21 protein-coding genes are annotated in these 25,744 nt (G+C 59.5%); 7 read left to right on the forward strand and 14 right to left on the reverse strand.

What is annotated here, in order from left to right; translation table 11 throughout:
* Positions 1-50: 50 nt before the first annotated feature.
* From HB680_RS17120 to yaaA, 9 genes are all read right to left on the reverse strand, one after another.
* Positions 51-1,175, reverse strand: coding sequence for a mannuronate-specific alginate lyase (locus tag HB680_RS17120; protein ID WP_213939783.1), 1,125 nt, complete (start codon positions 1,173-1,175; stop codon positions 51-53).
* 7 nt (positions 1,176-1,182) lie between these two features.
* A complete protein-coding gene (locus HB680_RS17125) occupies positions 1,183-2,643 on the reverse strand; it encodes an alginate O-acetyltransferase (RefSeq protein WP_213939784.1) in 1,461 nt (486 codons plus the stop codon).
* Between the two features lie 10 nt (positions 2,644-2,653).
* On the reverse strand, positions 2,654-4,240 hold the full coding sequence (gene algG / locus HB680_RS17130) for a mannuronan 5-epimerase AlgG (RefSeq protein WP_213939785.1): 1,587 nt from the start codon (positions 4,238-4,240) through the stop codon (positions 2,654-2,656).
* A 26-nt stretch (positions 4,241-4,266) separates the two neighbouring features.
* Positions 4,267-5,754 carry an alginate export family protein gene (locus HB680_RS17135; RefSeq protein WP_213939786.1) on the reverse strand — a complete coding sequence of 496 codons (1,488 nt, stop codon included), beginning with the start codon at positions 5,752-5,754 and terminating at the stop codon, positions 4,267-4,269.
* A complete protein-coding gene (algK, locus tag HB680_RS17140; RefSeq protein WP_213939787.1) occupies positions 5,751-7,250 on the reverse strand; it encodes an alginate biosynthesis TPR repeat lipoprotein AlgK in 1,500 nt (499 codons plus the stop codon). The genes HB680_RS17135 and algK overlap by 4 nt, the downstream gene beginning before the upstream one ends.
* 18 nt (positions 7,251-7,268) lie before the next feature.
* The gene (locus HB680_RS17145) at positions 7,269-8,438 is read right to left on the reverse strand and encodes an alginate biosynthesis protein Alg44 (RefSeq protein ID WP_213939788.1); all 1,170 of its coding nucleotides are present in this window, start codon (positions 8,436-8,438) and stop codon (positions 7,269-7,271) included.
* A 36-nt stretch (positions 8,439-8,474) separates the two neighbouring features.
* Complete coding sequence (alg8, locus tag HB680_RS17150; protein ID WP_213939868.1) at positions 8,475-9,959, reverse strand: mannuronan synthase; 1,485 nt, start codon at positions 9,957-9,959, stop codon at positions 8,475-8,477.
* Between the two features lie 289 nt (positions 9,960-10,248).
* Positions 10,249-11,565, reverse strand: a complete 1,317-nt coding sequence (locus HB680_RS17155; protein ID WP_213939789.1) for a nucleotide sugar dehydrogenase — start codon at positions 11,563-11,565, stop codon at positions 10,249-10,251.
* Positions 11,566-12,369: 804 nt separating this feature from the next.
* Positions 12,370-13,149, reverse strand: a complete 780-nt coding sequence (gene yaaA / locus HB680_RS17160) for a peroxide stress protein YaaA (protein WP_213939790.1) — start codon at positions 13,147-13,149, stop codon at positions 12,370-12,372.
* 298 nt (positions 13,150-13,447) lie between these two features.
* Between yaaA and HB680_RS17165 the strand changes: the two genes are divergently transcribed.
* From HB680_RS17165 to HB680_RS17190, 6 genes are all read left to right on the forward strand, one after another.
* The gene (locus tag HB680_RS17165; RefSeq protein WP_213939791.1) at positions 13,448-14,572 is read left to right on the forward strand and encodes a polysaccharide deacetylase family protein; all 1,125 of its coding nucleotides are present in this window, start codon (positions 13,448-13,450) and stop codon (positions 14,570-14,572) included.
* Positions 14,573-14,920: 348 nt separating this feature from the next.
* Positions 14,921-16,315, forward strand: coding sequence for a PhoH family protein (locus tag HB680_RS17170; RefSeq protein ID WP_054049712.1), 1,395 nt, complete (start codon positions 14,921-14,923; stop codon positions 16,313-16,315).
* Positions 16,316-16,550: 235 nt separating this feature from the next.
* On the forward strand, positions 16,551-17,024 hold the full coding sequence (gene moaC, locus HB680_RS17175; RefSeq protein ID WP_123507817.1) for a cyclic pyranopterin monophosphate synthase MoaC: 474 nt from the start codon (positions 16,551-16,553) through the stop codon (positions 17,022-17,024).
* On the forward strand, positions 17,021-17,263 hold the full coding sequence (gene moaD / locus HB680_RS17180; RefSeq protein ID WP_213939792.1) for a molybdopterin converting factor subunit 1: 243 nt from the start codon (positions 17,021-17,023) through the stop codon (positions 17,261-17,263). The genes moaC and moaD overlap by 4 nt, the downstream gene beginning before the upstream one ends.
* A gap of 3 nt (positions 17,264-17,266) precedes the next feature.
* The gene (moaE, locus tag HB680_RS17185) at positions 17,267-17,719 is read left to right on the forward strand and encodes a molybdopterin synthase catalytic subunit MoaE (RefSeq protein WP_213939793.1); all 453 of its coding nucleotides are present in this window, start codon (positions 17,267-17,269) and stop codon (positions 17,717-17,719) included.
* A gap of 293 nt (positions 17,720-18,012) precedes the next feature.
* Entirely contained in the window at positions 18,013-18,789 is a 777-nt protein-coding gene (locus tag HB680_RS17190; RefSeq protein WP_213939794.1) for an ABC transporter substrate-binding protein, read from the forward strand.
* A gap of 106 nt (positions 18,790-18,895) precedes the next feature.
* On the opposite strand, the gene HB680_RS17195 is transcribed toward HB680_RS17190, so the two are convergent.
* The 5 genes from HB680_RS17195 to HB680_RS17215 form a co-directional block, all read right to left on the reverse strand.
* Positions 18,896-19,522: a PAS domain-containing protein gene (locus HB680_RS17195; protein WP_213939795.1), complete on the reverse strand. Its 627-nt coding sequence runs from the start codon at positions 19,520-19,522 to the stop codon at positions 18,896-18,898.
* A gap of 89 nt (positions 19,523-19,611) precedes the next feature.
* Positions 19,612-20,739: an FAD-binding oxidoreductase gene (locus tag HB680_RS17200; protein WP_213939796.1), complete on the reverse strand. Its 1,128-nt coding sequence runs from the start codon at positions 20,737-20,739 to the stop codon at positions 19,612-19,614.
* A gap of 148 nt (positions 20,740-20,887) precedes the next feature.
* Positions 20,888-21,835, reverse strand: a complete 948-nt coding sequence (locus HB680_RS17205) for an ornithine cyclodeaminase family protein (protein ID WP_213939797.1) — start codon at positions 21,833-21,835, stop codon at positions 20,888-20,890.
* Positions 21,836-21,961: 126 nt separating this feature from the next.
* On the reverse strand, positions 21,962-23,449 hold the full coding sequence (gene rhlB / locus HB680_RS17210; protein ID WP_213939798.1) for an ATP-dependent RNA helicase RhlB: 1,488 nt from the start codon (positions 23,447-23,449) through the stop codon (positions 21,962-21,964).
* Between the two features lie 84 nt (positions 23,450-23,533).
* Positions 23,534-24,190 (reverse strand): alpha/beta hydrolase, encoded by a 657-nt coding sequence (locus tag HB680_RS17215; protein WP_213939799.1) that lies wholly within the window; start codon positions 24,188-24,190, stop codon positions 23,534-23,536.
* Between the two features lie 468 nt (positions 24,191-24,658).
* On the opposite strand from HB680_RS17215, the gene HB680_RS17220 reads away from it, so the two are divergent.
* On the forward strand, positions 24,659-25,690 hold the full coding sequence (locus HB680_RS17220) for an amino acid ABC transporter substrate-binding protein (RefSeq protein WP_213939800.1): 1,032 nt from the start codon (positions 24,659-24,661) through the stop codon (positions 25,688-25,690).
* The last annotated feature ends 54 nt before the right edge of the window (positions 25,691-25,744 follow it).

Raw genomic sequence — 25,744 nt, forward strand, 5'->3', positions numbered from 1 at the left:
AATGTCAGACCGCATTCGCGAGCAAGCCCGCTCCCACAAGGGGGACAGTGCTAGCTCCCTTTGTTGCCTTTTTCGTTAGCCGGGTCGTAGACCTTGGTCAAATCCCCGCCGAGGCGGAAGGTTTTGAACGGCTGCATCTTGTGCTTCTGCGCCAGCACATCCGGCGGGCAGGTGTAGAGCGAGCAGAACGGTTCGAGCCAGGCGAATTTCGAGTCGACCTTGAGGTCGGTCATGTCCTGTTCCTTGCCGTTCTTCTTCTCGAACTCGTCCGGGTCTTTCACGCCGGAGAGCACGCGATCACCCAGGCGTTTCAGCGCGCCGTTGTTTTCCTGACGCAAATCCACACCGTTGACCAAGGCGAAACTGGCGATCATCGACAGCGGCGGCAGGGCGTAGTTGTGATAGGCGAGGGCGCGTTGCTGGCGCTTGAGTTCGTTCGGCAGATAGCCATCGGCATCGATTTGATTGGCGCCGACTTTGTATTCTTTCACCGACCAGTCGAACAGGTCGCGGCGGTTGGTGGCGATGGACGTTGCCATCACCGACCAGGCGGACCAGTACGAGTGGTTGTTGGTTTTGTCGAGCGGCAGGTTGTCCCAATCGCTGACCACCTGGTCTGCCATTTTGCTGAACCAGGCTTCGATCAACTGCGACTCTTGCTGGTGATTGGCCAACGGATGCGAGTCGGAGAACTTCAGGCGAATGTACGACGACGCCATGCTACCCAGGGCCCATTTGCGCATCGATTTGCCGGTGTGGTTGAAGTCCTTGGACATCAAGGCATCGGCCTTGGCCCAGGCCGTCAGCCAGTTGAGCGTGCACTCGAGTTGTTCCGGGCGACCGTCACGCATGTACTGCATCACGCGCTTGCTGGTGCCGCGTTCCAGTTTGGTGATGTCGGCGGTGGTGTCGCGGAAGGCCTTTTCCGACTGCACGTTCAGGGTCGAACGGGCCTTGTCGCTGCCTTCGTATTTGCTGCGAAATTGCAGGGCGCCGGTGTAGGGCGTCGGCATCGCGTCGCAGCCTTCGCTGCTGTCGCCGGTCTTCACTTTTTCAATCGGCGCGAAGTAGCCCTGGGGCGGACGCAGCGGCGCGGCGGCCTGGGTGGCGCCGGCGAACATCGCCAGAGTCAGCAGGGAGGGCGCGAGTAACTTTTTCAAAGTTCGGGTTTGCATATGAACCTCATTGCCCGGCCTGAGCGGTATGTTGCTCGGCGCCTGGGAATACGTTGCGTTTGCAGATTTTCGCGTCGACTTTTTGTGGCGTGGCACCCGCTTCAGGGCCCTGGACTTCAACGGCCAGCAGGTTCTGCGTGGCCCAGTCTTCGTCCGTGCGCAACTCAAAGGCGAAACGCCCGTCGGTGTCGGAGGTTTCCGGTTTTTCGATTTTGATGTCCTCGTGGCGACCGTTCATGTACCAGAGGGTGGCTTGCAGGACCTTCACCGACGCATCGGCGAACTGGATGTCGACCTGGTGACTGCCGTTTTGCAGGTTCAGGTTCTTGCTGTTGACCATTAATTCGTTTTTGCCCGGTTTCAATGTGGTGCTACCGGTCATTTGGGTTTCCTTGCCTTCGCAACCGTTGTCCAGCAGCGCCATCATCTGGCGGTAGATGGTTTCCTGGTCGAGGCGATAGAGCGGCGAGAATTCCCAGATGAGGATTTTCGGCGGCTTTTTCTGGAACTCGTCGCTGCCCAGGTACTGCAGCATCGAACCTTCCAGGCCACCGCCCGGGAATGCCACGTTGAGGATGTCGGCACCGATTGCCTCTTCGAGGAAACCGGCGAAGTTGTAGTTCTTGCCACTGTGGCTGGTGCCGACCAGGGTGATCTCCGGGTTGCCGGAGTCACTGAACAGATCGCCATCGGCCGCTTCGCCTTTCGGTTCCGTGGTGAACTGATCCATGTACTGGATCGCGTAGCTCGTGCCACAGAGTTGACCGGCCATGTTGTGTAATGTTCCGGTCTTGCCCATGCGACCCGACTTGTGGCTCTCGAATTCGCGTTTCGGAATGTCGGCGAAGGCCGGCATTTGCTTGATTTGCTCGCCGACGATTTTCGCTGTGCGCTGGGCGCCGTAAGGCGTCCAGTGTTGGTCACCGCGGAAGTAGAAATCGTGGGCCGGCAGGGTGTCTGGCAGCGACTCGTTGGTCAGCGGCGACAGGTCCGGCACGGTGTAGCCCATGGCGGCGAAGCGGCCGAGCATGGTTTTGTAGTTGCGCAGGGCCTTGTCAAAATCGTACTTGGCCTTGTCTTCCGGATTGAGCTTGTTGCGGTTCACCAGGCCACGGGTCGGCTGGTAGACCACCACCAGTTCCACGCCTTTGCTCTTGAACGCATCGTGCAGTTGTTTCATGCGTTTGTAGCCGGCCGGGGAGGTGTCGAATTCGGTGCGCAAGTCTTCTTGCGTACGGAATAACCAATCGCCCTGGGCCTGAACCAACGTGGTGAAATTCTGCTGGTAGCGCGTGGTGTAGTTCTTCGCGTCGTGGGCTTCCGGGCACAGGTTGCAGCACGGGTCGGCGGTGAACTTCGGCGCGGTTGCGCTGGCAGCGGCATCGTCGGCACGGGCGCCAGCGCTGGCCGCGAGAATCCCGAGTGTCAGGCCCGACAGGCTGAGTAATTTGATCAAGTGTGGGTGCATAAAATTATCCTCAGTCCCGCATTTCGGTCTGGCGTTCGACAGGGTCGATCAGCACGGCTTTCTGCTGGCGTACCAGCAGGTCGAGAATTTCATCCTGACGCTCGCCAAGAATCCCGTTGAAGCTGATGCCACTGGATTTGGTCGGTGCGAGCATGGACACGCGGTACAACTCGACGCTCAGCGGCGAGTCGATGGACAGCGGTCCGCTGCCGTTGCCGGCCAGTTCGCCGCCGACCACGATCAGCGACACTTGGGCGTCGAACGGGTCGAGCTTGATGTCCCGGTCGGTGTCGCTCAGGTCCTTGATGTGGCCGTAGACGCCGGTCAGGCCGTTGGCCATGGCGAGGTTTTCGTACAGGCGAATGTTCACGCTGTTTCGAATCCGGATGCCGTGGCGTTTGTTGCTGATCACCTTGTTGGCCCACAGCAGGTTGTCGGCACTCTCGTAGAGGGTGATGCCGTCGGTGTGGTTCTTGTAGATCTCGTTGTAGGCGATCAGGTTGTTCACGCTGTTACGGTCGATTACCAGCCCCGAGAGGTGGTTGTCGTAGCTGCGGTTGTTGAAGATGAAGCTGTCGTTGACCTCACGGGAAATGATGATCCCGTGCTTCTTCTTGGTCCCGTAGACGGTGTTGTCCGCGATGATCAGACCGTGGGAACGGTCATGCGGGTCAATGCCGTAGACGATGTTGTCTTTGTAGGTGTTGCCCTTGACCACGAAGTCGCGGGTTTCATAGCAGTAGAAGCCGTACCACATGTCCGAGAACTCGGAGCCGACGATCCAGCCGGTCGGTTCGGAGCGCTTGAGCACCTTGGCCATGTTCGGCGTGTACTGGGAAATACTCACGCCGTAGGACTTACTGTTGGCATAGCCGAAACTGGCGATCTTGCTGTTCGCGATGTAGGTTTCGGTACCGCCCCAGGACAGCAGGAACGGACGGAATTCCTTCGGCGTCTTGAACAGCGCCGGACCATTGTTCTTCTCGCTCCACCCGGTGATTTTGGTGTCACGCACAAACAACTGGCCGTCGTTGACCAGGAACGCGCCGGCCTCCTGGGACAGGCGCAATTCCTGGGTCTGCTTGTCGATTTCGAGGATGCCCTTGCGGCCAACCACGATCGGCAACTTCGCCAGGTAAACGCCCGGCGAGGATTCGCTGATGTACTTCGGTTCTTTCTTGGCCAGGTCCTTGAGGTTCATGTAGCCGTCGTCGACGAAGATTGCCTGCGGGATGCCGTGCTGACGCACCACCCACTCGGCCATCTTGTTGTCGCCGCCGATGAAGTCCTTCAAGGCGTCTTCCTGCATCATCCGGCGCACGCTGACCTTGCCCGGTTTGGTCCGCACGACTTTCGCGGCGATGGCTTCGGCGGTATAGCCGGAAGTGTCCGGCAGCTTCGGCTTGGCCAGCTCCAGCGGCGCGGTCGGTGCGCTGCTGACGGTGTAGGTCTTGGCTTGCTGCAGTCCTTTGGCCAGGGTGCTCGGTTGGCCTTTTTGCACAGGCGCAACCGGCTCCGCGTTGGCGAGGGCGACCGAGCTGGCCAGCAGCATTGCGCCGGCCAGCAACGTGATCGAACCTCTCTTCGGATAGGTCATGTCGGGCACTCCTTTCGCGGCTCGCATCAGAAGCGCCAGATCACGTCGATAAACGCGCGGTGCATGTACGAATCGACTTCTTTGCCGTAGGCATCGCCGGGCTTGAACACACCGCCACGCAAACGCACCAGGGCCGAAGGCTCATCGATCGACTGACTCAAAGCAGCAGGCAGCAGCCCTTGCTTGAAGTACTTGGTGACCACCAGGTCCATTTCCTGACCGAGGTCCTTGTTGCCATCTTCCAGTGGCAGGGAAGTGCTGGAGAGAATCGCGCCGGTGGCGTCGTCGGTGTTGTTCTCGACGGCGTTGATACCGTTGCTGCCCACTGGTTTGTTGCCGTCCACGCGCCAGAACTTGTGGTACACGAGGCTGGCGTCGTATTCGTCGTTGAGCATCCACGAACCGAACAGGGTCGCGGTTTGCATGTTGTTCATTTCGCCACGGAACGCTTCGCCGAAACGGTGAACCCGCGAACGAGTACCGGTGTAGTTCGAGCGGTTGCTTTCCAGGCCGTTCTGTTCGTAATCGGCGCTGGCACGGGCATAGGCTGCACCGACTTGCCATTGCGGATCGAGGCGCAGACGCACGCCGACATCGGTGGCCCAGCCGTTGAGGTCTTCACCGGTCTTGGCTTCGGTCGGGCGGGTGCCATCGGCATTCAGCGCGTTGACCGTATCGGTGTCGCCGCTCATACCGGTGATGCTGCCCCAGTAATTGACGGTGTTGGTGTTGCGCCAGTTGTAGGCGTCGCTGTCAGCGGTGAGGCCGAGCCAGCTGATGTCGCCGTTCTGTTTCTTGTCCAGCGAGTCGCCGGCCACACCCGGTTCCGGGTAGTCGAGCTTGCCGTCATCGTGGGTGTGATGACCGCGAATGCCGACCCAGTTGCCCGGGGTCCATTGATATGCCGCATCGGCGTAGGCGTGCAGGCGATCCTTGTCTTTGGGCGCCAGCTCTTTCAAGTCGGTGCGGTATTCGCTGAAGCGTTCGGCCACACCGGCGTTGGCACGCAGCAGGGTGGTGTCGAAGGTCCAGTTCAGGGCTTCGATGTTGGTGTCGCGGAACTGGCCGTCGTCATTGCGCAGGCGCTGGCGACCGAGTTTGAGCATCTCGCCCGGGTAAGGCGTGAGGCCGCTGTAGCCGACCCAGAATTCACGCATGGCCAGGTAGTTTTTCTTCGACTTGCGATCACCATTGTCGGTGGTCTGGGTGCCGTCGCTGTCGGACTGCTGCAGGGTGTCGGTTTCGATGATGTCGGTAGACGTTACCGCCTGACCCATCGCATAGGCGCTCCACGAGCCGCTTTCGCCGTAGACCCAAGGGCGCAGGTCGAGGCCGATGCCGTTGACGTCGCCGCCCTTGGCGGTCCCGAGGTCGGCGTCATCTTCGGATTGGCCGGTGACTTTGACTTCAAGACCGTAGTTCTTGGCTTCGGTCATCGCGGCGAGGGTCGGACACGACCACAGCAGGGCGAATGTCAGGCCAATACCGGCCTGAACGAATGGATTCAGCTTCATAGTTTTTCCTCGCCGTCTTCTTCTTGCAGGGCTTGCAAATCCAGCTTGTTCTGGCTCGAGGATCCACGAACGGCCTGTTCTTGTTTCAACAGGCGTTGGGCCTCGGCGAGCTGGGCAGGCGGCAGTTGGGCTTCTAACGTTGTCGCAAGCTCATTCGCTTGCGGGGTGTCCTGAGCCTTGGCCAACTGGCTGAAGACGTAAGCGTTGAGCGGGTTGGGCTTGGTGCCCTTGCCTTGGGAAAACAGTTGGGCGATGGCGAAGTCGGCGCTGTTCTGGCCGTTGCGCGCAGCGGTCAGCAGGTGATCCAGGGCCTTCTGCGAATAGACCTTGCCCAGGTAACCACGACGGTAAATCTGGCCGAGGTAGTAATCGGCGGCCACTTCCCGGCCCACGGCTTTCTGGAAGTGTTCTTCGGCGACCTTGGCGTCGGCCGGCACCCATTTGCCTTCGTAGTAGAGCTTGCCCAGCAACAGTTCGGCGCGGGGTTGATCCGCGGCGCGACCGTTGTCCAGGTACTTCATCATCGTGTCGACGTCACCGAGCTCCGGGAAGTCGTAGAGCAATTGCGCCAGGCTGACCCAGGAAGCGGGGTAGCCAGGGGCGATGTCTTCAAGCAGCGACTGCGCGGTTTTCTCGTCGGTCTTGCCCAGGGTTGCATCACCGAGGACGCGAGCGACGCTGTCCACGCGTTGTGCGGAAACGGTGCCGCGAGTGTGTGCGGCTTGCATCTGTTTGATCAGCTCGGCGGTTTGCTCGGGCTTGGCTTGTTTCTGGTAAACCGTGGCCAGTTCGACGTAGCAGATGTCGGTGGTGTTCAGCGCCGCTTTGCAGATGGATTCGACTTCATCCAGGTGCTGGTCGTACGTGCCCTGGGTGCGATAGAGCAGCACTTGGGCCAGGCCCGCTTCCGGTTTGCCTTCGGCGCGCCATTGGCTGATCTGCTGCTGGGCGTTGACGTTCGGGAAACTGTGCGGGTATTGCAGGTACAGCATCGCCAGCGGGATCAGCGTGTTGCCTTCGCCATTGGCCGAGGCTTTTTTCAACAGGCCTTCGGCTTCGTGCTGTTCGGCTTCGGTGGAACCGGGCTTGGCCACCAGCAGGCGACCGAGACGAGCCTGGGCTCGCGGCGAAACGTCGACCGCGGCGCGGTAAGTCGCCTCGGCCTGTTTCATCTGCGCCGGGTCACGGCTGTCGACCTGGATATCGGCCAGGCCCACTTGGGCTTCGCTGTAACCCAGGTTGGCCAGTTGCTGGTAGTTCTGCTGCGCCAGCGCGGTGTCGCCGCGTTTCAGGGCTTCGTTGGCCAGGCGTTGGTCGGGCAGGCTGGCGCAACCGCTGAGGCTGACTGCCAGTGCTATCGCACACAACGCAAAACCCCTGTGGGAGCGAGCTTGCTCGCGATGCTGGCGGCTCGGTGCATCAGACAGACCGCGGTGATCCCATCGCGAGCAAGCTCGCTCCCACAGGGTCGTCGGTGTGTTGAAAATAGACGTCATCACAGGCATGTCCTCGACTTAAATACCGGCGGCCATGGCTTTGTCGATCAGCCAGTTCAGGTTCGGGCCACGATCACTGTTCACTTCCACCGGGCGACCGGCGAAGGTGCTGTCCAGCGGCTCGTCAGGCTTGATCTGCACGCGGATGTCGGAGGACAGGTCGGCGCTTTTCAGGCTGGTGCTGCTGACGATCTTGCCGGTGCGGGTCTTGTCTTCGCCGGCGATTTCGAAGGTCACTGGTGCACCTGGACGCACGTCGGCGAACTGGCGATAGGTGAAGCGCGCGTCGATGTTGGCTTCGCTGTTGCGCGGCACCAGGGTGAAGATCACGTCGCCCTTGCTGGCGTACTGACCGTTGCCGACCAGTTGCTGGGCCACGGTGCAATCGCACGGCGAGGTCAGGGTGCCGGTCATTTGCTTGCCGAACAGTTCTTCAACCTTGGCCGGTTGCAACTGGTCTTCGTCCAGATGACCCTTGAGGACATCGAGCATGCTGGTGCTGAAGGTCGCCAGCGGTGCGCCTTTGGCGGCAACGCCGTCGCTTTTGATCAGGCTCTGCACGGTGCCGTCGCGCGGCATGGTGATGTTCATGCCCGGTACGCTGACGATGCCGGCCTGGGCATGGCTGACGAAGTACATGCCGTAGACCGACTTGAAGATGAAACCGAAGGCCGCGAGGCCGACGAGGAAAATCGCGAAGCTGAAGGTCACCGCACGCAGACGACCGAACGCGGTCATGCCGTGGCCGCCATCCTTGACCTTGCGCGCCTTGGTGAAGTTGTCGCGCTGCAGGGTCGCCAGCACTTCACCCATGCTGACGATGTCGCCGGCCAGGTGAGAGGTGATCAGGTGGCGCAGGGTCGAGATGTCTTGCGGTTCCAGATTCTGAAACTGGCAACCGGCGCGACCGGTCTGGCGATCGAAGGAGCGGACCTGCAACTCCACGTCCATGGCCAGGCCGAGGTTATCGATGACGAATTGCAGACGAGCCTTGTACACCTCGCCGACTTTCAGCGGCAGTTGACCGGCGTTGAACGCCAGGCCGCCAGCGGACAGGTCGATGACCCGGGCGTCGACTGGCGTCCGGTCGGGACCGAAGAACCGCAGCTTGGCCGGGATTTTCACTCGGGCGTGTTGGCGCTGGGCTTCGGATTCGTGCACTACGTTGGCATTGACGGCGGTATTCATAGGGGCAATTTCCTGGTTAATTCAATAAGGGGGCGGTCAGACCATCATCAGCAGCACGGCGACGAAAACGCTGCCGGCGGAGAAGGTCATGGTCCGAGACGACCAGGTGTTGAACCAACGTTGAAAGCTGGCGAGATCACGGGTCAATTTGGTGTCCTGGCGAGTCCAGGATTGTTGGTCGAGGCGAAAGAACACGTAGATCTTCACCAGCGCGCCGACGATCTGGTTGTAATAGAGAATCATCGGGTAGGCCGGGCCGATCCGGTGACCGGAGCACGACAGCAGCAAGGTCAGGATCAGGCGAGTGAGGCCGATCCACAGCAGATAAGCGAGGATGAACGCGCCGCCGTACTTGAAGCTGGCGATGATCGCCACCGTCAGGCCGAGCAACGACGTCCACATCGACACACGCTGGTCGAACAGCACCACCGAGGTGAACAGGCCGAGGCGTTTCATCCCCAGGCCCAGGGCACGGGAGTTCTGGCGCAGGTTGTTGCCGTACCAGCGGAACATCAGTTTGCGGCTGGCCTTGATGAAGCTTTTTTCCGGCGGGTGTTCCACGGTGTGGATCGCCGCGTCCGGTACGTAGAAGGTGTCGTAGCCCAGGCGCATCAGGCTGAACCAGCTCGACTTGTCGTCACCGGTGAGGAACTTGAAGCGGCCCAGGCGCCAGTGTTGCAGCGAGTCGCTTTCCACGTCGGCGATGAAGTCCGGGTCGGTCACGACGGTGGCGCGGAACACCGACATCCGGCCGGTCATGGTCAGGACGCGTTTGGACAGGGCCATCGAACACATGTTGATGTGGCGTTGGGCGAAGCGCAGTTTGTGCCATTCGGCCATGACGTAGCCGCCGCGCACTTCGCAGAACTCGTTGGTGGTCAGGCCGCCGACATTGCCGAACAACTGGAACCACGGCACGGTCTTGAGCACGACGCCAGGGGCGAGCACGGTGTCGCCATCGATCACTGCAACCACTGCGCGGTCATCCGGCAGGTGGCGGGAGATGGCGCGGAAGCCGTAGGCCAGGCCGTCGCGCTTGCCGGTGCCGGGAATGCGCACGAAGTCGAGCTTGACCCGCGCCGGCGGATTCATCCGGGACCACAGGCTCTTGACCAGTTTCTCATCGGACATTTCCACGATGGAGCAGACCATGGTGGTCGGCAGGCCGCAGTCGATCGCTTCGCGAATCACCGAGGCGTAGACCTGGGCGGTGGTCAGGGCGTCAATACGAAAACTGGTGACCATCAGGTACACATGGGACGGGTTTGCCGCTTTACCCAGCTTGCGCACTTTGCGCCGCAGGTGCGGGTAGACCACGTACAGGAACAGCATGCCGCGCAGAAAGTGCGTGGCCCCCATCGAGTAACGCCAGATCCCGATGAAACCAATCAGGAAGATGAAGTCCTTCGACTCGGAGTCGAACGTGGACGAAGGCAACGCCATGGCGATGCCCATCAATAAACTTAGGTAAAACAGCCAACCGGCGGCCTGTAAAAGGCCGTGCTTTAGCCTGTGCATAATCTGCATCCGTCTCTATCTCGGGCGAGCCTGTTGGGTGGCCCGATGGGGTTAAGGCAGGCTTACAAAAACTTGCAAGGCCACGGGTGACACCGATCTTTTCGGGTTCACTCGGAGCTCGGGTGAACCTGCGTAGGAGCTGCCGAAGGCTGCGATCTTTTGATCTTTTGATCTTTATCTTTGGGTTCACTCAGGACTCAAGTGGCCCGGGAAAGATCGCAGCCTCGTTGCACTCGTCAGCTCCTACGACGGGTTCGCACAGTGATTGCGCGTTGCCGCACAGCGTTCTGTGTTACCAGCAGATGCCTTCAGTGCGGCCGCTGACGCTGGTGGCTTTGGACATGAAGCCGACCAGGTCGATCACTTGCTTGCCGTGTGGAGCCTGTTCCGCGAGGGCGCGGAATTTCTCGTCACGGTTGCCGAGGATGATCACGTCGGAGTTGTTGATCACGTCGTCGAAGTCGGAGTTGAGCAGCGACGAAACGTGCGGGATCTTCGACTCGATGTAATCCTTGTTCGCTCCGTGGACACGGGCGTACTCGACGTTGCTGTCGTAGATGCTCAGGTCGTAGCCCTTGCCGATCAGCATTTCCGCCAGATCCACCAGCGGGCTTTCGCGCAGGTCATCGGTGCCGGCCTTGAAGCTCAAGCCGAGCAGGGCGACTTTGCGTTTGTCGTGGCTGGACACGATGTCGAAGGCGTTCTGCACTTGCGACACGTTGCTGCGCATCAGCGAGTTGAGCAGCGGCGCATCGACGTCCAGGGAGCCGGCGCGGAAGGTCAAAGCACGCACGTCTTTGGGCAGGCAAGAGCCGCCGAACGCGAAGCCTGGACGCATGTAGTACTGCGACAGGTTCAGGGTTTTGTCCTGGCAGACCACTTCCATCACTTCACGACCATCGACGCCGACAGCCTTGGCGATGTTGCCGATCTCGTTGGCGAAGGTCACCTTGGTGGCGTGCCACACGTTGCAGGTGTACTTGATCATCTCGGCGACGGCGATGTCCTTGCGGATGATCGGCGCGTCGAGCTCTTCGTACAGGGCTTGCAGCACGTCGCCGCTGGCCTTGTCGAATTCGCCGATGACGGTCATCGGTGGCAGGTCGTAGTCGGCGATCGCGGTGCTTTCACGCAGGAACTCAGGGTTGACCGCCACGCCGAAGTCGACGCCGGCTTTCTTGCCGGAGCAGTCTTCGAGAATCGGGATGACAACGTTTGCGACCGTGCCCGGCAGAACGGTGCTGCGGACCACGATGGTGTGGCGGGTGGTCTTGTCACGCAGGACAAAGCCGATCTCGCGGCACACCGCTTCGATGTAGTTCAGTTCCAGGTCGCCGTTCTTCTTGCTCGGCGTACCGACGCAGATCATCGACAGGTCGGTGTCGCGAATCGCTTCGGCGAAGTTGGTCGTGCCGCGCAATTTGCCGGTATCGATGCCCTTACGCAGAAGTTCGCCCAAACCCGGTTCAACGATCGGCGATTTGCCGGCGTTGATCATATCGATCTTGTCTTTGGCGACATCTACGCCAACGACGTCATGGCCACGTGCAGACAGGCAACCGGCACATACTGCACCGACGTAACCCAAACCAAATATGCTGATGCGCATCGCATTTACCTCTGTAATTATCAAGCCATTAGATGGCCGGAGTTAATGGTGTTCAGCGGTCGTAGTGCACTCGCAAGTGCAGCCGTACAGGCGCCACAATGCAGCGTGCAGGCATACTAAGTTCCGAGTGACTAAATAAGTGCACTCAAGATGTGCGCAACTAGGCCTTGTTATTATGATGTGCCCTGTTATGCATCCTGTCCCCTGATCAGAGGGCATTCGTGCAAAGGTCTTCCGCGCTCAATGCCAGGCGTGAGGCCCGTAAATCAAGCGGTTGGGTGCTCGGATGAGCACGTTTATAGGGGCGCAGCCTTGGCCATATAGGGGATAGTAATGGTGCGTATCTCCTGTCCTATTGGTGCTGCCCAAATAAGAGGTCATTAAGCAGAAGTTAGTATGACAACTTCGCTACATGGTTCTCGTCTCTGCGTAAGTTATCTCCTACAAACTCAAGAAGAATCGTTACCGGTGGTATGAACGACGCATTTGGACATAGTTCCGGTCCGCCCATCGCGAATTCTGAAATTTCTTGAAATATTGAGGAAGATGGCACTGCTTTCAAATTGATAGCACTTGCCGTTTGGCCCTTTATATATAGGGCAATTATCGAATTAGATGGGTAAGTGCCACCATTGTTAAAAAATGTCAGTGCCACTACTGAAAAAAATCACGATTGTCGAGTGAAACAAAAGTTAGAAATCAAGGTGGTGGATTTTTGGCGCCAAGAGAATGGCGAAACGGGCGGGGAATTGTTGGACGATTCGGCGGTGCGCACGACCGACGGTCGTGCGCCGATTGAGTGCATTACTCGGGGGCGTGATCGCGCAGGAATACCAAATTGTCCGGTTTGGACTGTTCGGCACTGTAGCGGTAACCCTGGACATCAAACTGCTTGAGCGCTGCCGGGTCGTTGATGCGTTCTTCGATAACGAAACGGCTCATCATCCCGCGAGCCTTCTTCGCGTAGAAGCTGATGATTTTGTATTGGCCGTTCTTCAGGTCCTTGAAGTCGGTGTTGATGATGCGCGCGTTCAAGGCGTTGCGTTTGACCGCCGAGAAATACTCGTTGGACGCCAGGTTCAGCAGTACGTCGTCACCTTGATCGGCCAGGGCTTCGTTCAACCATTCGCTGATCCGCGTACCCCAAAAGGCGTACAGGTCCTTGCCACGGGCGTTAGCCAGTTTGGTGCCCATTTCCAGCCGATACGGCTGCATCAGGTCCAACGGGCGCAGCAGGCCGTACAGGCCGGACAACATGCGCAAATGCTGCTGGGCGTAATCGAAATCGGCTTCGCTGAAGGTTTGGGCATTCAAGCCTGTGTACACGTCGCCCTTAAAGGCCAGCAGTGCCTGCTTGGCGTTTTCCGGGGTGAACGCGGGCGTCCAGCTGCCGAAACGCGCGGCGTTAAGCCCGCCGATCTTGTCGGAGACGTGCATCAATTCACTGATCTGCGCCGGCGTGAGGTCGCGCAGCTGCATGATCAGCTCCTGGGAATGGTCCAGGTATTGCGGCTGAGTGAAACGCTGGGTGGCCGGCGGTGTTTCGTAATCGAGGGTCTTGGCGGGGGAAATCACCATCAGCATGAAGTCGTCTCCTTTAATCGTGGGGCGATTCTAGGGGGTTGCGCCGGTTGACTCCAGCTATGGGTGTCATAGGTGATCGGTGGTGTCATGGGACAAGATCGCAGCCTCGTGTCACTCGGTAGCTCCTACGGGACCGGGTTGGCGCGAAATTGACGTGAAACAGGATTTGCAGGAGCTATGTAGGAGCTGTGCAGGAGCTGTGTAGGAGCTGTCGAGTGAAACGAGGCTGCGATCTTTTAGCCCCACTGCGATATCCCACGATATAGTGCCGCGCGGGTTTTGTTATGGAGACATCCCTTTGCGTATCGTTCTTTTATTCTCGGCCTGGCTCTTGAGCTTCGGTGCCCTGGCGGCGCCCGGCGATGTGGCGACGCTGGATCGCGGCACCTGGCCGGAACAGCTCACCAGCCCGACGCTATTCGATGTCGCGTCCCGGGCCGAAATCCTGATGTTCGCCCGCGTCCTGCTGGCCAGCGAGTCTTTGGACGAAGCGAGCCTGACCCGACGCCTGGGCCTGCGCACCATTAATCTGGACGCGATCAACAGCCTGCGCGAGCGGATGTGGCAGCGCTTGCTCACCAACTACAACTTCGCCCAGCAGAGCTGCGATCAGGATGCGTCGTTCTGTTTCTTCGTCGAAGACCTGCCGACCCTGCGCGAGCAAGCGGCCAAGTTCGTGGTCAGTGACGACAGCTTCTATATCAAGTGGTCCGAACCGAGCCGTCTGTTCCACGCCCAGTACCTGGACGAGCAGTTGCGCAAGGCCGCGCTGTTCCCGCAAACCAGCAGCGAAGTCGATCGTTTCGGCGACTATGAGCGCAACGGCGACGAGATGCATGACCGGCTGTTTCTGCTGACCTTCGACAGCGCGGCCAATGCCATTCCGGACAACACCGGTTGGGTGACTGAGTATCTGCGCAAGTCGAACATGAACGGCACGTTCTTTGTCCTTGGCAAGGACATCCAGGCGCGTCTGGCCGAACGTTCGGTCGCCAGCCTGCAAGCGACGTATTCACAGCAATGCCTCGGCGTGCAGGGCTGGGAGTTCCGTTCTCACAGCCATTGGCAGGACTGGCAGGACTCAGTGAAACGCAGCACCGAATTGGTAAAGAGCAAACTGCCCGAGAACTATGTGCCGCTGTTTCGCCCGCCGGACGGTCAACGGCGTTCCGACGCCCAGGGCTTCTTTGAATCGCAGGGTTTGCAGGTGGCGCTGTGGGACATCGATCCCCAGGACGGTGCGGGCAAGCTCAAGGGTAGCCAGAGCGCTCAGCGGGTGCTGACCCTGATGCTTTTATGGCGCCATGGCGTGATCAATTTCAATGTGAAGCAGGACGGGGTGAAAACGTCGATGCCCTGGCTGATCGCGCAAACGGCGCAAAGCGGGATCGGTTGGCAGGACTGTCAGGTGGCGTTTCGCTGAAATCGGGAAAAGCCCGCAATCATTGGGGCAGAGGGCAGGGCGGGGTGATTTTTCAAGGAGTTTCGATGCAGGCGGACTTCCGACTTTAACGGCACAATGCCTGCACGCCAAGGGCTATTCGTCACTCTGAAAAATAAACTTCAAAAAAACGTCAAAGTGCTTTTTTCTGTCATGGGTTTTGGAGTATTACGAAGACAGACCGCCGAAACCTGCAACACAGGTGGCGTCTCCCAAGACCCCAGTTTGTGTGCAGTTCACTTGATCCCTTGCAGGTGAATTCGGCAGTCACTTCGAGGCGCAGCACCGTCGAGGTATTGCGTCGAATGGCTCCCACAAAGGTGACCGAGTATGGATGATCACGGACGTAGTTCTTCTTCCAACCAGCCAATCCTTTATGTACTCGATACCAACGTATTGATTCACGATCCAAACGCCCTTCTGAACTTCGAAGAACACCATGTTGCGATCCCGATGACCGTGCTTGAGGAGCTGGATAAGCTCAAGAGCGGGCATCACAGCGTTGCGGCCGAATGCCGTCAGGCGATCCGCCTGATCGACAAGACCCTGGGCGATGCCAGCCCGGAAGATGTCGAACTCGGTGTGCCGATCCAGCGCGGCAAGAGTGGGCCCAAGGGTTTGCTGTCAATTCTGATGAGCAAACGCGCCGAGCCGAACATCATCTTGCCCGAGCACCTGAACGACAACATCATCATCAACCAGTTGATCGACCTGCACGCGCGCGAACCCAAACTGCCCGTGGTGCTGGTGACCAAAGACATCAACATGCGCCTCAAGGCCCGGGCGTGCGGGATTGCGGCCGAGGACTACAGCACCGACCAACTGGTCGACGACGTTTCGCTGCTGCCCAACGGTTATCACAACATGACCGGCTCCTTCTGGGACCTCGTGAGCAAGGTCGAAACCCGTCAGGATCATGGCCGCACCTGGCACCAGGTGAAGCTGATCGACAACCTGCCGGCGGTGCACATCAACGAATTCATCATCGACGAGCAGGGCTTTGTCGGCTGGATCAAGGAGATTGAGGAAGACCGCCTGCTGATTCTCGACCTGCATCAGGAACCCCTGTTGCACCAGGAAGCCTGGGGCCTGAAACCGCGTGACATCTATCAGAGCCTGGCGCTGTACGCCTTGCTTGATCCGGACATTCACTTGGTCAACCTGTCCGGCGCCGCCGGTTCCGGTAAAACCATCCTGGCCCTGGCCGCTGCGATCGAGCAGACCATGGTCAGCAAACGCTATCGCCGCATTATCGCCACCCGCAGCGTGCAGGGCCTGGACCAGGAAATCGGCTTCCTGCCCGGCACCGAAGCGGAAAAAATGGAGCCTTGGCTGGGCGCCATCACCGACAACCTCGAAGCCTTGCACATGGATGACGAAAACACCCATGGCAGCGTCGACTACATCCTCAGCAAAGTGCCGTTGCAGTTCAAATCCCTCAACTACATTCGGGGTCGCAGCTTCCAGCAGAGCCTGATCCTGATCGATGAATGCCAGAACCTTACGCCGCACCAGATGAAAACCATCATCACCCGTGCCGGCGCCGGTTCCAAAGTGGTGTGCCTGGGCAACCTGGCGCAGATCGACACCCCTTACCTGTCCGCGACCAGCTCCGGGCTGACCTACCTGACTGAACGCTTCAAAGACTTCCCGAACGGTGTACACATCACCCTGCAAGGGGTGCCTCGTTCGATTCTGGCCGAATACGCCGAAACGCATTTGTAACCGCAGCACCGGAACCGGGCGGCCTCCTCAGGTCGCCCGGTTTTTTGTTGTCCGCGTAAAACCTGTAGGAGCGAGGCTTGCCCGCGAAGACGTCGGCACATCCAACATCAACGTGACTGATACGCCGCCTTCGCGGGCAAGCCTCGCTCCTACAGGGGTCATCAATCAAATAATCAAACGTGCGGAAAATTGACCCGCAGGTTTACAATCGACGCTCCTGATCAGGAGTATCCCTGTGCTGACTCATCTCGATTCCCAAGGTCGCGCCAACATGGTCGACGTCACTGAAAAAGCCGTGACGTTCCGTGAAGCGACCGCTCAAGCGCTGGTGCGTATGCAGCCCGAAACCCTGCAGATGATCGTCAGTGGCGGTCACCCTAAGGGTGATGTGTTCGCCGTGGCGCGCATCGCCGGCATCCAGGCGGCGAAGAAAACCAGTGACCTGATTCCCCTGTGCCATCCTCTGATGCTGACCGGCGTCAAGGTCGAGCTCAGTGCCGAAGGCGACGACACCGTGCGCATCGTCGCCCGTTGCAAGTTGTCCGGGCAGACCGGCGTCGAGATGGAAGCCCTGACTGCCGCCAGCGTCGCGGCCCTGACCATCTACGACATGTGCAAGGCTGTGGACCGCGGCATGACCATCGAAAGCGTGCGCCTGCTGGAGAAACTCGGCGGCAAGAGCGGGCATTTTCAGGCGGACCCGTCATGAACATTACGGTGAAGTTTTTTGCCCGCTATCGTGAAGCGCTGGGCGTGGACGCGATCAAGGTCGAAGGTGATTTCGCCACGGTGGATGACGTGCGTGCTCTGCTGGCCCAGCGTGATGACGCGGAGGTGCTGAGCGAACAAAACTTGATGTGCGCGCGCAACGAAGACCTCTGTCAGCTCGACGAGCCGGTGGTCGATGGCGATGAAGTGGCGTTCTTTCCCACTGTGACCGGGGGCTGAGCCATGGCGATTCGCGTGCAAGTCACGGCGTTCGATCCGGGGGCTGAAGTCAACGCCATGCACGCTGCCAATGTCGGCGTCGGCGCGGTGGTGAGTTTTGTCGGCTACGTGCGCGACTTCAATGACGGGCTCGACGTCGCCGGGATGTTTCTCGAACACTATCCGGGCATGACCGAGAAGGCCTTGGGCAAGATTGCCCTGGAGGCCGAGCAGCGCTGGCCGTTGCTCAAGCTCGAAGTGCTGCACCGCATCGGCGCCCTGGAACCGGGTGAGCCGATCGTCTTCGTTGGCGCCGCCAGCGCCCATCGCCAGGCTGCGTTCGATGCCTGTGCCTTTGTCATGGACTACCTGAAAACCCGAGCGCCGTTCTGGAAGAAAGAAAACACCAGCGACGGCCCGCGTTGGGTGGAAGGGCGCGACAGTGATCATGCGGCGGCGGATCGCTGGAAGCAGTAGGCGGTCAGTTGTTTCCTTGTTGTTTGCCGGTCCGTCTTCGCGAGCAAGCCCGCTCCCACATGGGAATGCGTTTCCCCCTGTGGGAGCGGGCTTGCTCGCGAAGAGGCCATCGGCCACACCGCAAATTCCCCTGATTTTTCTCCCGACCAGAGGCTCGGCGGTTCTTCGCGCACCCGATTGACGATTTATACATAAAAGTCCAGTATGGAATTATAAGTACAAAAAAAGGCGTTCCCCTGTTTCCGTTCTTTCTTCTGTCTTGCCAAACCAACAACAACCGCGAGAAAACGAACATGAAGAAATTCCCCCTCATCACCGGTCTGGCCCTGAGCCTGTTGGCGTGCAGCACAGTGTTCGCCGCCGATAAAACCCTGCGCATCGGCATCGAAGCGGCCTATCCGCCGTTCGCCTCCAAGACTGACAAAGGCGAGATCGTCGGCTTCGACTACGACATCGGCAATGCGTTGTGCGCGCAGATGAAGGTCAAGTGCATCTGGGTCGAAGGTGAGTTCGACGGTCTGATTCCTTCCCTGAAAGTGAAGAAAATCGATATGGCGCTGTCGTCCATGACCATCAACGAAGACCGCAAGAAGTCGGTGGATTTCACCCATAAGTACTACTTCACGTCATCGCGTCTGGTGATGAAGGATGGCGCGGTGGTGGATGATCAGTACGCGAGCCTCAAGGGCAAGACCATTGGCGTGCAGCGCGCGACCACCACCGACCGTTACGCCACCGAGGTTTTCGAACCGAAGGGCATCAACGTCAAGCGCTACGGCAACAACGAAGAAATCTACATGGACCTGGCCGCCGGCCGCCTCGATGCGATTTTTGCCGACACCATTCCATTGAGTGATTTCCTGTCGATGCCGCGCGGCAAGGGTTACGCCTTTGTCGGGCCGGAGCTGAAGGACCCGAAATACGTGGGCGAGGGTGCCGGGATTGCGGTGCGCAAGGGTAATGTCGAGTTGGTCAGTGAGCTGAACACGGCCATTGATGGCATTCGCGCGAATGGCGAGTACCAGAAGATTTCGGATAAGTATTTCAAGTCGGACATTTATGGCGATTGATTAACCGTCTTCGCGAGCAAGCCCGCTCCCACATTGGAATGCGTTTCGTCTGTGGGAGCGGGCTTGCTCGCGAAGGGGCCCGTTCAAACAACACACCTCAAAATGCTTAGCCCTTCAATTCCTTCAAATGCTTGTACACCGTCGCCCGCCCCATGTTCAGCACATTGGCCACATAGTTGGAGGCGCTTTTGCCTTTGAACGCGCCTTCAGCGTGCAGCGCCAGCACCAGCTCGCGTTTGTGGTCACGGGTCAGCACATTCAGGCTCAACTGACGTTCGCGCAGCCAGGCATGCAGGAACGTGTTGATCCGCTCCTGCCAGTCATCGCGAAACAATGAGTCCGGTTGCGGAATCAACTTGGTCGGCGACAGGAACAAATCCAGCGCAGCCTTGGCATTCTCGAACAGCGAAATATTCAGGTTGATGCACAGCACCGCCAGCGGGTGGCCGTCGCTGTCGCGCAGCACGCTGCTGAGGCTGCGAATCTTCTGACCGTCCCAATTGAGCTTTTCGTACGGTCCGATGTTTCGGTCGCTGACGTCCTCGCTGAGCATGTCCTCCAGCGCCGCGTCATCGCCGATTTCCCGTTTCGACAGATTGTTGGCGATGTAGTCGATTTTTTGCGTGCGCAGATCGTGCAGCACCACCTCGGCGTGGGGGAAGAACAGCGTGGCGATGGCGTCGGCGATCGCCCGGAAGTTGTCCAGGACCGGGTCTTTTTCGGGTGCATTCATCAGGCGGGCTCCAGGCAACGTCAGCGCCCCATCAGGCAGGGCGCTGGAAGTTTGCCGCAATCGTGTCGGCGCGTCACCCAAGTCCGGATTCAACCCAGGCGCGCCGGGGAGAGCATTGCGGCGTCCAGGCCGAAACGGCTCAGTTGTTCAGGCAAGGCTTCACCGCGTACCAGTGCAGCGCTGGCCTGGCCCATGGCCGGCGACGTCTGGATGCCGTAGCCACCTTGCGCCGCAACCCAGAACAGCCCCGGCACCCGCGGATCGAAACCGGACAGCAAATCACCGTCGGCCACGAAACTGCGCAAACCGGCCCACGTGCGGGTCGGGCGGCGGATGGACAGGGTGGTGGCTTCTTCGATCTGGTAAATGCCCATGGCGATGTCCAGTTCTTCGGCCTGCACGTCGTGGGGTTCCACCGGGTCAGCGTTGGCGGGTGAGCCGAGGAACATGCCGGCATCGGGCTTCATATAGAAGGATTCATCGAGCGCCACCAGCATCGGCCAATGGTGGATGTCCACGCCCTCCGGCCCGGCGAAGATGAACGCCGCACGGCGTTTTGGTTGCAGGCCCAAAGGCGTGGCGCCGGCCAGTTCACCGATCTTGTCGGCCCAGGCGCCCGCAGCGTTGATGATCACGGGCGCGCTGAAGGTCTGCCCATTGGTGTGCACCTGCCACTGACCTTCGGCGTCATGGGCCAGGCCCAGCACTTCGCTGTCGGTATGCACTTCGCCTTTATTGCGCTTGATGCCACGCAGATAACCCTGGTGCAAAGCGTCGGTGTCGATGTCGCAGGCCGTCGGGTCGTAGAGCGCGCCGTGGACTTTTTCCCGACGCAGGATCGGCACGCGCGCGCAGGCTTCTTCGGCGCTGAGCAGTTGCATCTCCGGCACCGTGGCTTTGGCGCTCAGGTATTGATTGTTCAGCTCGTCCGGGTCTCCGGTGAAATCCACGGTCATCTCGCCGCGCGGGGTCAGCAGCGGGTGATCGCAGAAACCGCTGGGCGGGGTGTCGAAAAAGTCGCGGCTGGCCTGGGTCAGGGCGCGCACTTGCGGCGTGCCGTAAGCGGCGGTGAATAGCGCAGCCGAACGTCCGGTGGAGTGATAGGCCGGATGGGTTTCGCGCTCGAGCACAATGACGCGTGCGTGCTGCGACAGCCAGTAACCGGTGGAGGCGCCGGCAATCCCGCCGCCGATGATGATGAAGTCTGCCTGGCTCATGAACGTCTCCTGTGGGGCGTAATTGCCAATGTATAGGGGCCCTATGTGGGAGCGGGCTTGCTCGCGAATACGGTCTGACATTCACCCTTGATGTCGACTGACACACCGCTTTCGCGAGCAAGCCCGCTCCCACATGGGAATTGTGGTGTCAGGGCTGTAGGCGATAGAGAGCGTTAGCCAACGCAATGTCTTCCAGCCCCAGGCCGATGGAGCGGAAGAACACGTGGCGGTCGTAATCGGGGCGTTGCACTTTGCCGCTGAGCAGATCCGGCAAATCGCCGACAATCGCGCGCTTGTCCCAGCCATGGTGTTCGCCAGCGATCAGCATTTCACCCGCCGAGCCTGGGGTGGTCTGACGATAGTCGCAGAACACTTGCATGTCGTTGAGGCGCTGGGGCGGCACTTCGTGGGCCCGTGGTGCGTTGGTGCTGATTGAAGTGATCAGCGCCGGTTTGCTCAGGGTGGCCGGATCGATTACCGGACCGGCGGACGAGGTGCAGAGCATGATCACATCCGCGTCCTTAATCGCGGCTTCTCGGCTGTCGACCAGCGTCAGTCGTGGGTCGAGGCTTTGCAGTTGTGCCCGAGCGCCGGTGCTCAGTTCGCTCAAACCTGGCGAATACTGGCTGATGCTCTGCCAGTCCCGCAGGCCCTTGACGTAATGCAAGTGCGCCTGGGCCACTTTGCCGCTGCCGATGATCGCCAGGCGTCGGGCATTCAGCGGGGCGAGGGCATCGACCGCCACGGCGGTGGTCGCGGCGGTGCGGGCGGTGGTCAGTTCACCGGCATCGCACAGCAACAGCGGCTGACCGGTTTGCATGGACATCAACAGCGTCCACGCCGTGACCAGCGGACCTTGTTCGCGCACGATATAAGGCGAAGTCTTGACCCCGTACACGCCGTCCTCGGCCAGTACGCCCAAGTAGTTGATGAAGTCGCCGGCACCCTGGGGGAATTCCACCAGTTGCTGCGCCGGTTGCACGGCGCGCCCGGCGGCCAGGTCACGGAACAGCTTGCACAGGATCTGCGGCACATCGACTTGTGCCAACAGCTCGCGGGCCTGCTGTTGGTTGATCACGTAGGGCGTACTGGACATGGTCGGCTCCGGGTGCTGAAAGTAAACTAATTTGTCCATTATGGACTTTTAGTTTTCTTGGGCAACAGCCGGGCGAAAAAAAAGCGCAGTCCGTAGCCGGCTGCGCCTCTTTTCGATACGCCTGGGTTATGGGCGCTTACGCTCAACCGCGCGCAATAGATGCGTCGGTGGCGTTTCACAGCTGATTTTTTTACCGAGCAATGCCTCGATGGACGGTAGCTGGTAAGAGTCGTCTTCCCCGGCGAAGCTGATGGACACACCATCGGCCCCCGCGCGGCCAGTACGACCGATACGGTGTACGTAGTCGTCCGGGACTTCCGGCAGGGTGAAGTTGATCACGTGGCTGATGCCGTCGATGTGAATGCCGCGCCCGGCCACATCGGTGGCCACCAGCACGCGGATCTTGCCTTCGCGGAAACCTTCCAGGGTCTTGATGCGCTTGTGCTGCGGCACGTCGCCCGACAATTGCGCCGCATTGACGCCATCGCGCACCAGGCGTTCTTCGATGCGCCGCACTTCATCCTTGCGGTTGGCGAAGACCATCACCCGCTCCCAACCGTTGTCGGTGACCAGGTTGTAGAGCAATTTGTATTTGTCGGCACCGGCCACGGCGTAGATGTGTTGCTCGACGTTTTCGCTGGCCACGTTCTGCGACTCGATCTCGACGATCGACGGGTCGGTGGTCCATTGCTTGGCCAGGTTCATTACGTCTTCGGTGAAGGTCGCGGAGAACAGCAGCGTCTGACGCTCGTTCTTCGGCGGGGTCTGGCGAATGATCTGACGCACTTGCGGGATGAAACCCATGTCGAGCATGCGGTCAGCTTCGTCCAGGACCATGACTTCGACCATGTCCAGATGCACGTCGCCGCGCTGGTTGAAATCCAGCAAACGGCCCGGGGTGGCGACGAGGATGTCGCAGTGACGGGCTTCGAGGTGCTTGAGCTGCTTGTCGAAGTCCATGCCGCCCACAAACGTCATGACGTTGAGGCCGGTGTACTTGGTCAGGTCGGCGGCGTCCTTGGCGATTTGCACCACCAGTTCGCGGGTCGGCGCGATGATCAGCGCCCGCGGTTCACCCATGTAGCGTTCCTTGGGCGGCGGGGTTTCCAGCAACTGGGTGATGATCGAAATCAGGAACGCGGCGGTTTTGCCGGTGCCGGTCTGGGCGCGACCGATGGCATCTTTGCCGGCCAGGGTGAAACCGAGGACTTGCGCCTGGATCGGCGTGCAGTACGGAAAGCCCAGGTCCTGGATGGCGTGCATCAGTTCCGGGGCAAGCTTGAAATCGTGGAAACGGGTTTTGCCTTCCAGGGGCTCGACGGCGAAGTCTTCGAGTTTCCAGGGAATAACCGGGGCTTTTGGCTTCGGTTCGCGACGCGGTTTTGCAGGCTTCGGGGCTTCGTCGAGCGGTTGTTCGGCAACGATTGCCTCGACAGGTAGGGCGGCCGGTGTGGTCACTGGCTCGTGTTTCGGTGCCGCTGCGGCTGCGGTCCGGCCAGGCTGACGACCGTCGGTGCGGTGGCTGGGGGTGTGAGACGGAGCGCTGGCGACTGGCGCGAGCTGCTCAGTCTCGCTTTTACCGAACATTTTTTTGAGTGCTTTGAGCACGGTCATCTCATCAATTGGTTAAGGAATGTACGCCGGCCAGTGTAATGCAAGAATCAGGCGCGGCGTAGCGGGATGATCAAAGGAAGGCTTTTAACGCAAGCGCTCGGCGAGCCAGGTGCCGATATCGCGAATTTCTTCGGGTAACACTTCGTGGCCCATTGGGTATTCCTGCCATGTCACGGTGACACCACGCTGCTTTAAATGCTCATAAGCGCTACGGCCCATGGCGTTTTGCACAACGTCATCGTACTGGCCGTGCAGGCATAGCGCAGGAATGCGCTGCTGGCTGGCGGAAAGCTCCAGTTCATCGCTGAACGTCGGGGCATACGTCGACAGGGCAAGTACGCCACCGAGCGGTCCCTGCCATTTCAGGAAAGCGCTGTGCAGCACCACCGCGCCGCCCTGGGAAAAACCGGCGAGGAAGATGCGCGAGGCGTCTATTCCGCTGGCCTTCTGCTCTTCGATCAGGGCGATAACCATCTCGGCTGATTCATCCAGCTGCTCGCGGCTGATCGCGCGCGCCGGGTTCATGGCCAATATGTCGTACCAGCTTGGCATCTCGTAGCCACCATTAATGGTGACTGCGCGGGTCGGTGCCTGGGGCAGAACGAAACGAGTGGTCAGCAGGCTTTCCTGCAGCGCTTCGGCTACCGGCAGAAAGTCATAGCGATCGGCGCCCAGGCCGTGCAGCCAGATGACGCAGGCGTCTACGGGCTTGCCGGGCTGAAGAATCAAGGGCTGGGTCATGTCTGCTCCAATTTTGTGCGTGCGCTCTCATTGAGTGCGTGATCCGAGTGCGCGTCAGGTTGATCAGTTAAGAAGATGTCGCAAGGCTACAAGTTTTGCTATTGACCTGTCGCTGAATCGCTTGAGCGAGCGGTGTGGTACGGGCTTTGCTATGGGAAAACCTGTGCAACCATTCTCGCGCCTGGCGGTAACACTATCAGTGTACTGCTGACGACGGGATAGCAAAGAATCCGGTGATGGATGTTCGCCAGTGGCCGTTACGGGCTTAGCGAACGTGAAAGGGCTACAGCCCGTTCGGCCGATTGGTGAGAAGTGAGTTGTCCATGACGTGGATTTTCTCCTACTAGACTCATAGCTAAGGTCTTACGTCGGTTGACCCCAAAAAAAGCCAACACGGGTCAACAACGCCTCAAAAGGGTGCGACGGGACTCTCGCTCCGACACAACAAGAGCAAAACTGGAGGTTTGAATGAAAATGTTGAAATCCACCCTGGCTATCGTGACTGCAGCCGCAGTGCTCGGTGTCAGTGGGTTCGCTCAGGCGGGTGCAACCCTGGATGCAGTGCAGAAGAAAGGTTTCATTCAGTGCGGCGTGAGTGACGGTCTGCCGGGTTTCTCGGTTCCGGACTCCACCGGCAAGATCCTCGGGATCGACGCTGACGTTTGCCGCGCTGTGGCAGCCGCCGTATTCGGCGACGCCACCAAGGTCAAGTTCAGCCAGTTGAACGCCAAGGAGCGTTTCACCGCGCTGCAGTCCGGCGAAATCGACATTCTGTCGCGTAACACCACCATGACCAGTTCCCGTGACGCGGGCATGGGCTTGAAATTCCCTGGCTTCATTACTTATTACGACGGCGTAGGCTTCCTGGCCAACAGCAAGCTGGGCGTGAAAAGTGCCAAGGAACTGGATGGCGCAACCATCTGCATCCAGGCCGGTACCACCACCGAGCTGAACGTGTCCGACTACTTCCGCGCCAACGGCCTGAAGTACACCCCGATCACTTTCGACACCTCCGATGAAAGCGCCAAGTCGCTGGAATCCGGTCGTTGCGACGTACTGACCTCCGACAAGTCGCAACTGTACGCACAGCGCAGCAAACTGGCTTCGCCAAAAGACTACGTGGTTCTGCCGGAAACCATCTCCAAAGAACCACTGGGTCCAGTCGTACGTAACGGCGACGATGAGTGGCTGGCGATCGTTCGCTGGGTTGGCTACGCGCTGCTGAACACCGAAGAAGCCGGTATCTCTTCGAAAAACGTTCTGGCAGAAGCCAAGTCCACCAAAAACCCGGACGTTGCCCGTATGTTGGGTGCAGACGGCGAATACGGCAAAGACCTGAAACTGCCGAAGGACTGGGTCGTCAAGATCGTTTCCCAAGTCGGTAACTACGGCGAAATCTTCGAGAAAAACCTCGGCAAGGGCACTCCGCTGGAAATCGACCGTGGCTTGAACGCCCTGTGGACCAACGGCGGCATTCAATACGCACCACCAGTGCGCTGATGGTTCTGTCACCCGGTGGGCCAACCACCGGGTGATGTTCTGTTCCATTATTTC

Source organism: Pseudomonas sp. dw_612, assembly GCF_018449725.1.
Taxonomy (GTDB): domain Bacteria; phylum Pseudomonadota; class Gammaproteobacteria; order Pseudomonadales; family Pseudomonadaceae; genus Aquipseudomonas.

What these genes read in the sequence shown, in the direction of transcription:
- HB680_RS17200 (WP_213939796.1), bottom strand. Translation starts at nt 20,739, where the DNA reads ATGAGCCAGGCAGACTTCATCATCATCGGCGGCGGGATTGCCGGCGCC.
- HB680_RS17120 (WP_213939783.1), bottom strand. Translation starts at nt 1,175, where the DNA reads ATGCAAACCCGAACTTTGAAAAAGTTACTCGCGCCCTCCCTGCTGACT.
- rhlB (WP_213939798.1), bottom strand. Translation starts at nt 23,449, where the DNA reads ATGACCGTGCTCAAAGCACTCAAAAAAATGTTCGGTAAAAGCGAGACT.
- HB680_RS17135 (WP_213939786.1), bottom strand. Translation starts at nt 5,754, where the DNA reads ATGAAGCTGAATCCATTCGTTCAGGCCGGTATTGGCCTGACATTCGCC.
- HB680_RS17215 (WP_213939799.1), bottom strand. Translation starts at nt 24,190, where the DNA reads ATGACCCAGCCCTTGATTCTTCAGCCCGGCAAGCCCGTAGACGCCTGC.
- HB680_RS17145 (WP_213939788.1), bottom strand. Translation starts at nt 8,438, where the DNA reads ATGAATACCGCCGTCAATGCCAACGTAGTGCACGAATCCGAAGCCCAG.
- HB680_RS17220 (WP_213939800.1), top strand. Translation starts at nt 24,659, where the DNA reads ATGAAAATGTTGAAATCCACCCTGGCTATCGTGACTGCAGCCGCAGTG.
- yaaA (WP_213939790.1), bottom strand. Translation starts at nt 13,149, where the DNA reads ATGCTGATGGTGATTTCCCCCGCCAAGACCCTCGATTACGAAACACCG.
- HB680_RS17125 (WP_213939784.1), bottom strand. Translation starts at nt 2,643, where the DNA reads ATGCACCCACACTTGATCAAATTACTCAGCCTGTCGGGCCTGACACTC.
- moaE (WP_213939793.1), top strand. Translation starts at nt 17,267, where the DNA reads ATGGCGATTCGCGTGCAAGTCACGGCGTTCGATCCGGGGGCTGAAGTC.
- algK (WP_213939787.1), bottom strand. Translation starts at nt 7,250, where the DNA reads ATGACGTCTATTTTCAACACACCGACGACCCTGTGGGAGCGAGCTTGC.
- HB680_RS17205 (WP_213939797.1), bottom strand. Translation starts at nt 21,835, where the DNA reads ATGTCCAGTACGCCCTACGTGATCAACCAACAGCAGGCCCGCGAGCTG.
- HB680_RS17195 (WP_213939795.1), bottom strand. Translation starts at nt 19,522, where the DNA reads ATGAATGCACCCGAAAAAGACCCGGTCCTGGACAACTTCCGGGCGATC.
- algG (WP_213939785.1), bottom strand. Translation starts at nt 4,240, where the DNA reads ATGACCTATCCGAAGAGAGGTTCGATCACGTTGCTGGCCGGCGCAATG.
- HB680_RS17170 (WP_054049712.1), top strand. Translation starts at nt 14,921, where the DNA reads ATGGATGATCACGGACGTAGTTCTTCTTCCAACCAGCCAATCCTTTAT.
- HB680_RS17190 (WP_213939794.1), top strand. Translation starts at nt 18,013, where the DNA reads ATGAAGAAATTCCCCCTCATCACCGGTCTGGCCCTGAGCCTGTTGGCG.
- moaD (WP_213939792.1), top strand. Translation starts at nt 17,021, where the DNA reads ATGAACATTACGGTGAAGTTTTTTGCCCGCTATCGTGAAGCGCTGGGC.
- HB680_RS17155 (WP_213939789.1), bottom strand. Translation starts at nt 11,565, where the DNA reads ATGCGCATCAGCATATTTGGTTTGGGTTACGTCGGTGCAGTATGTGCC.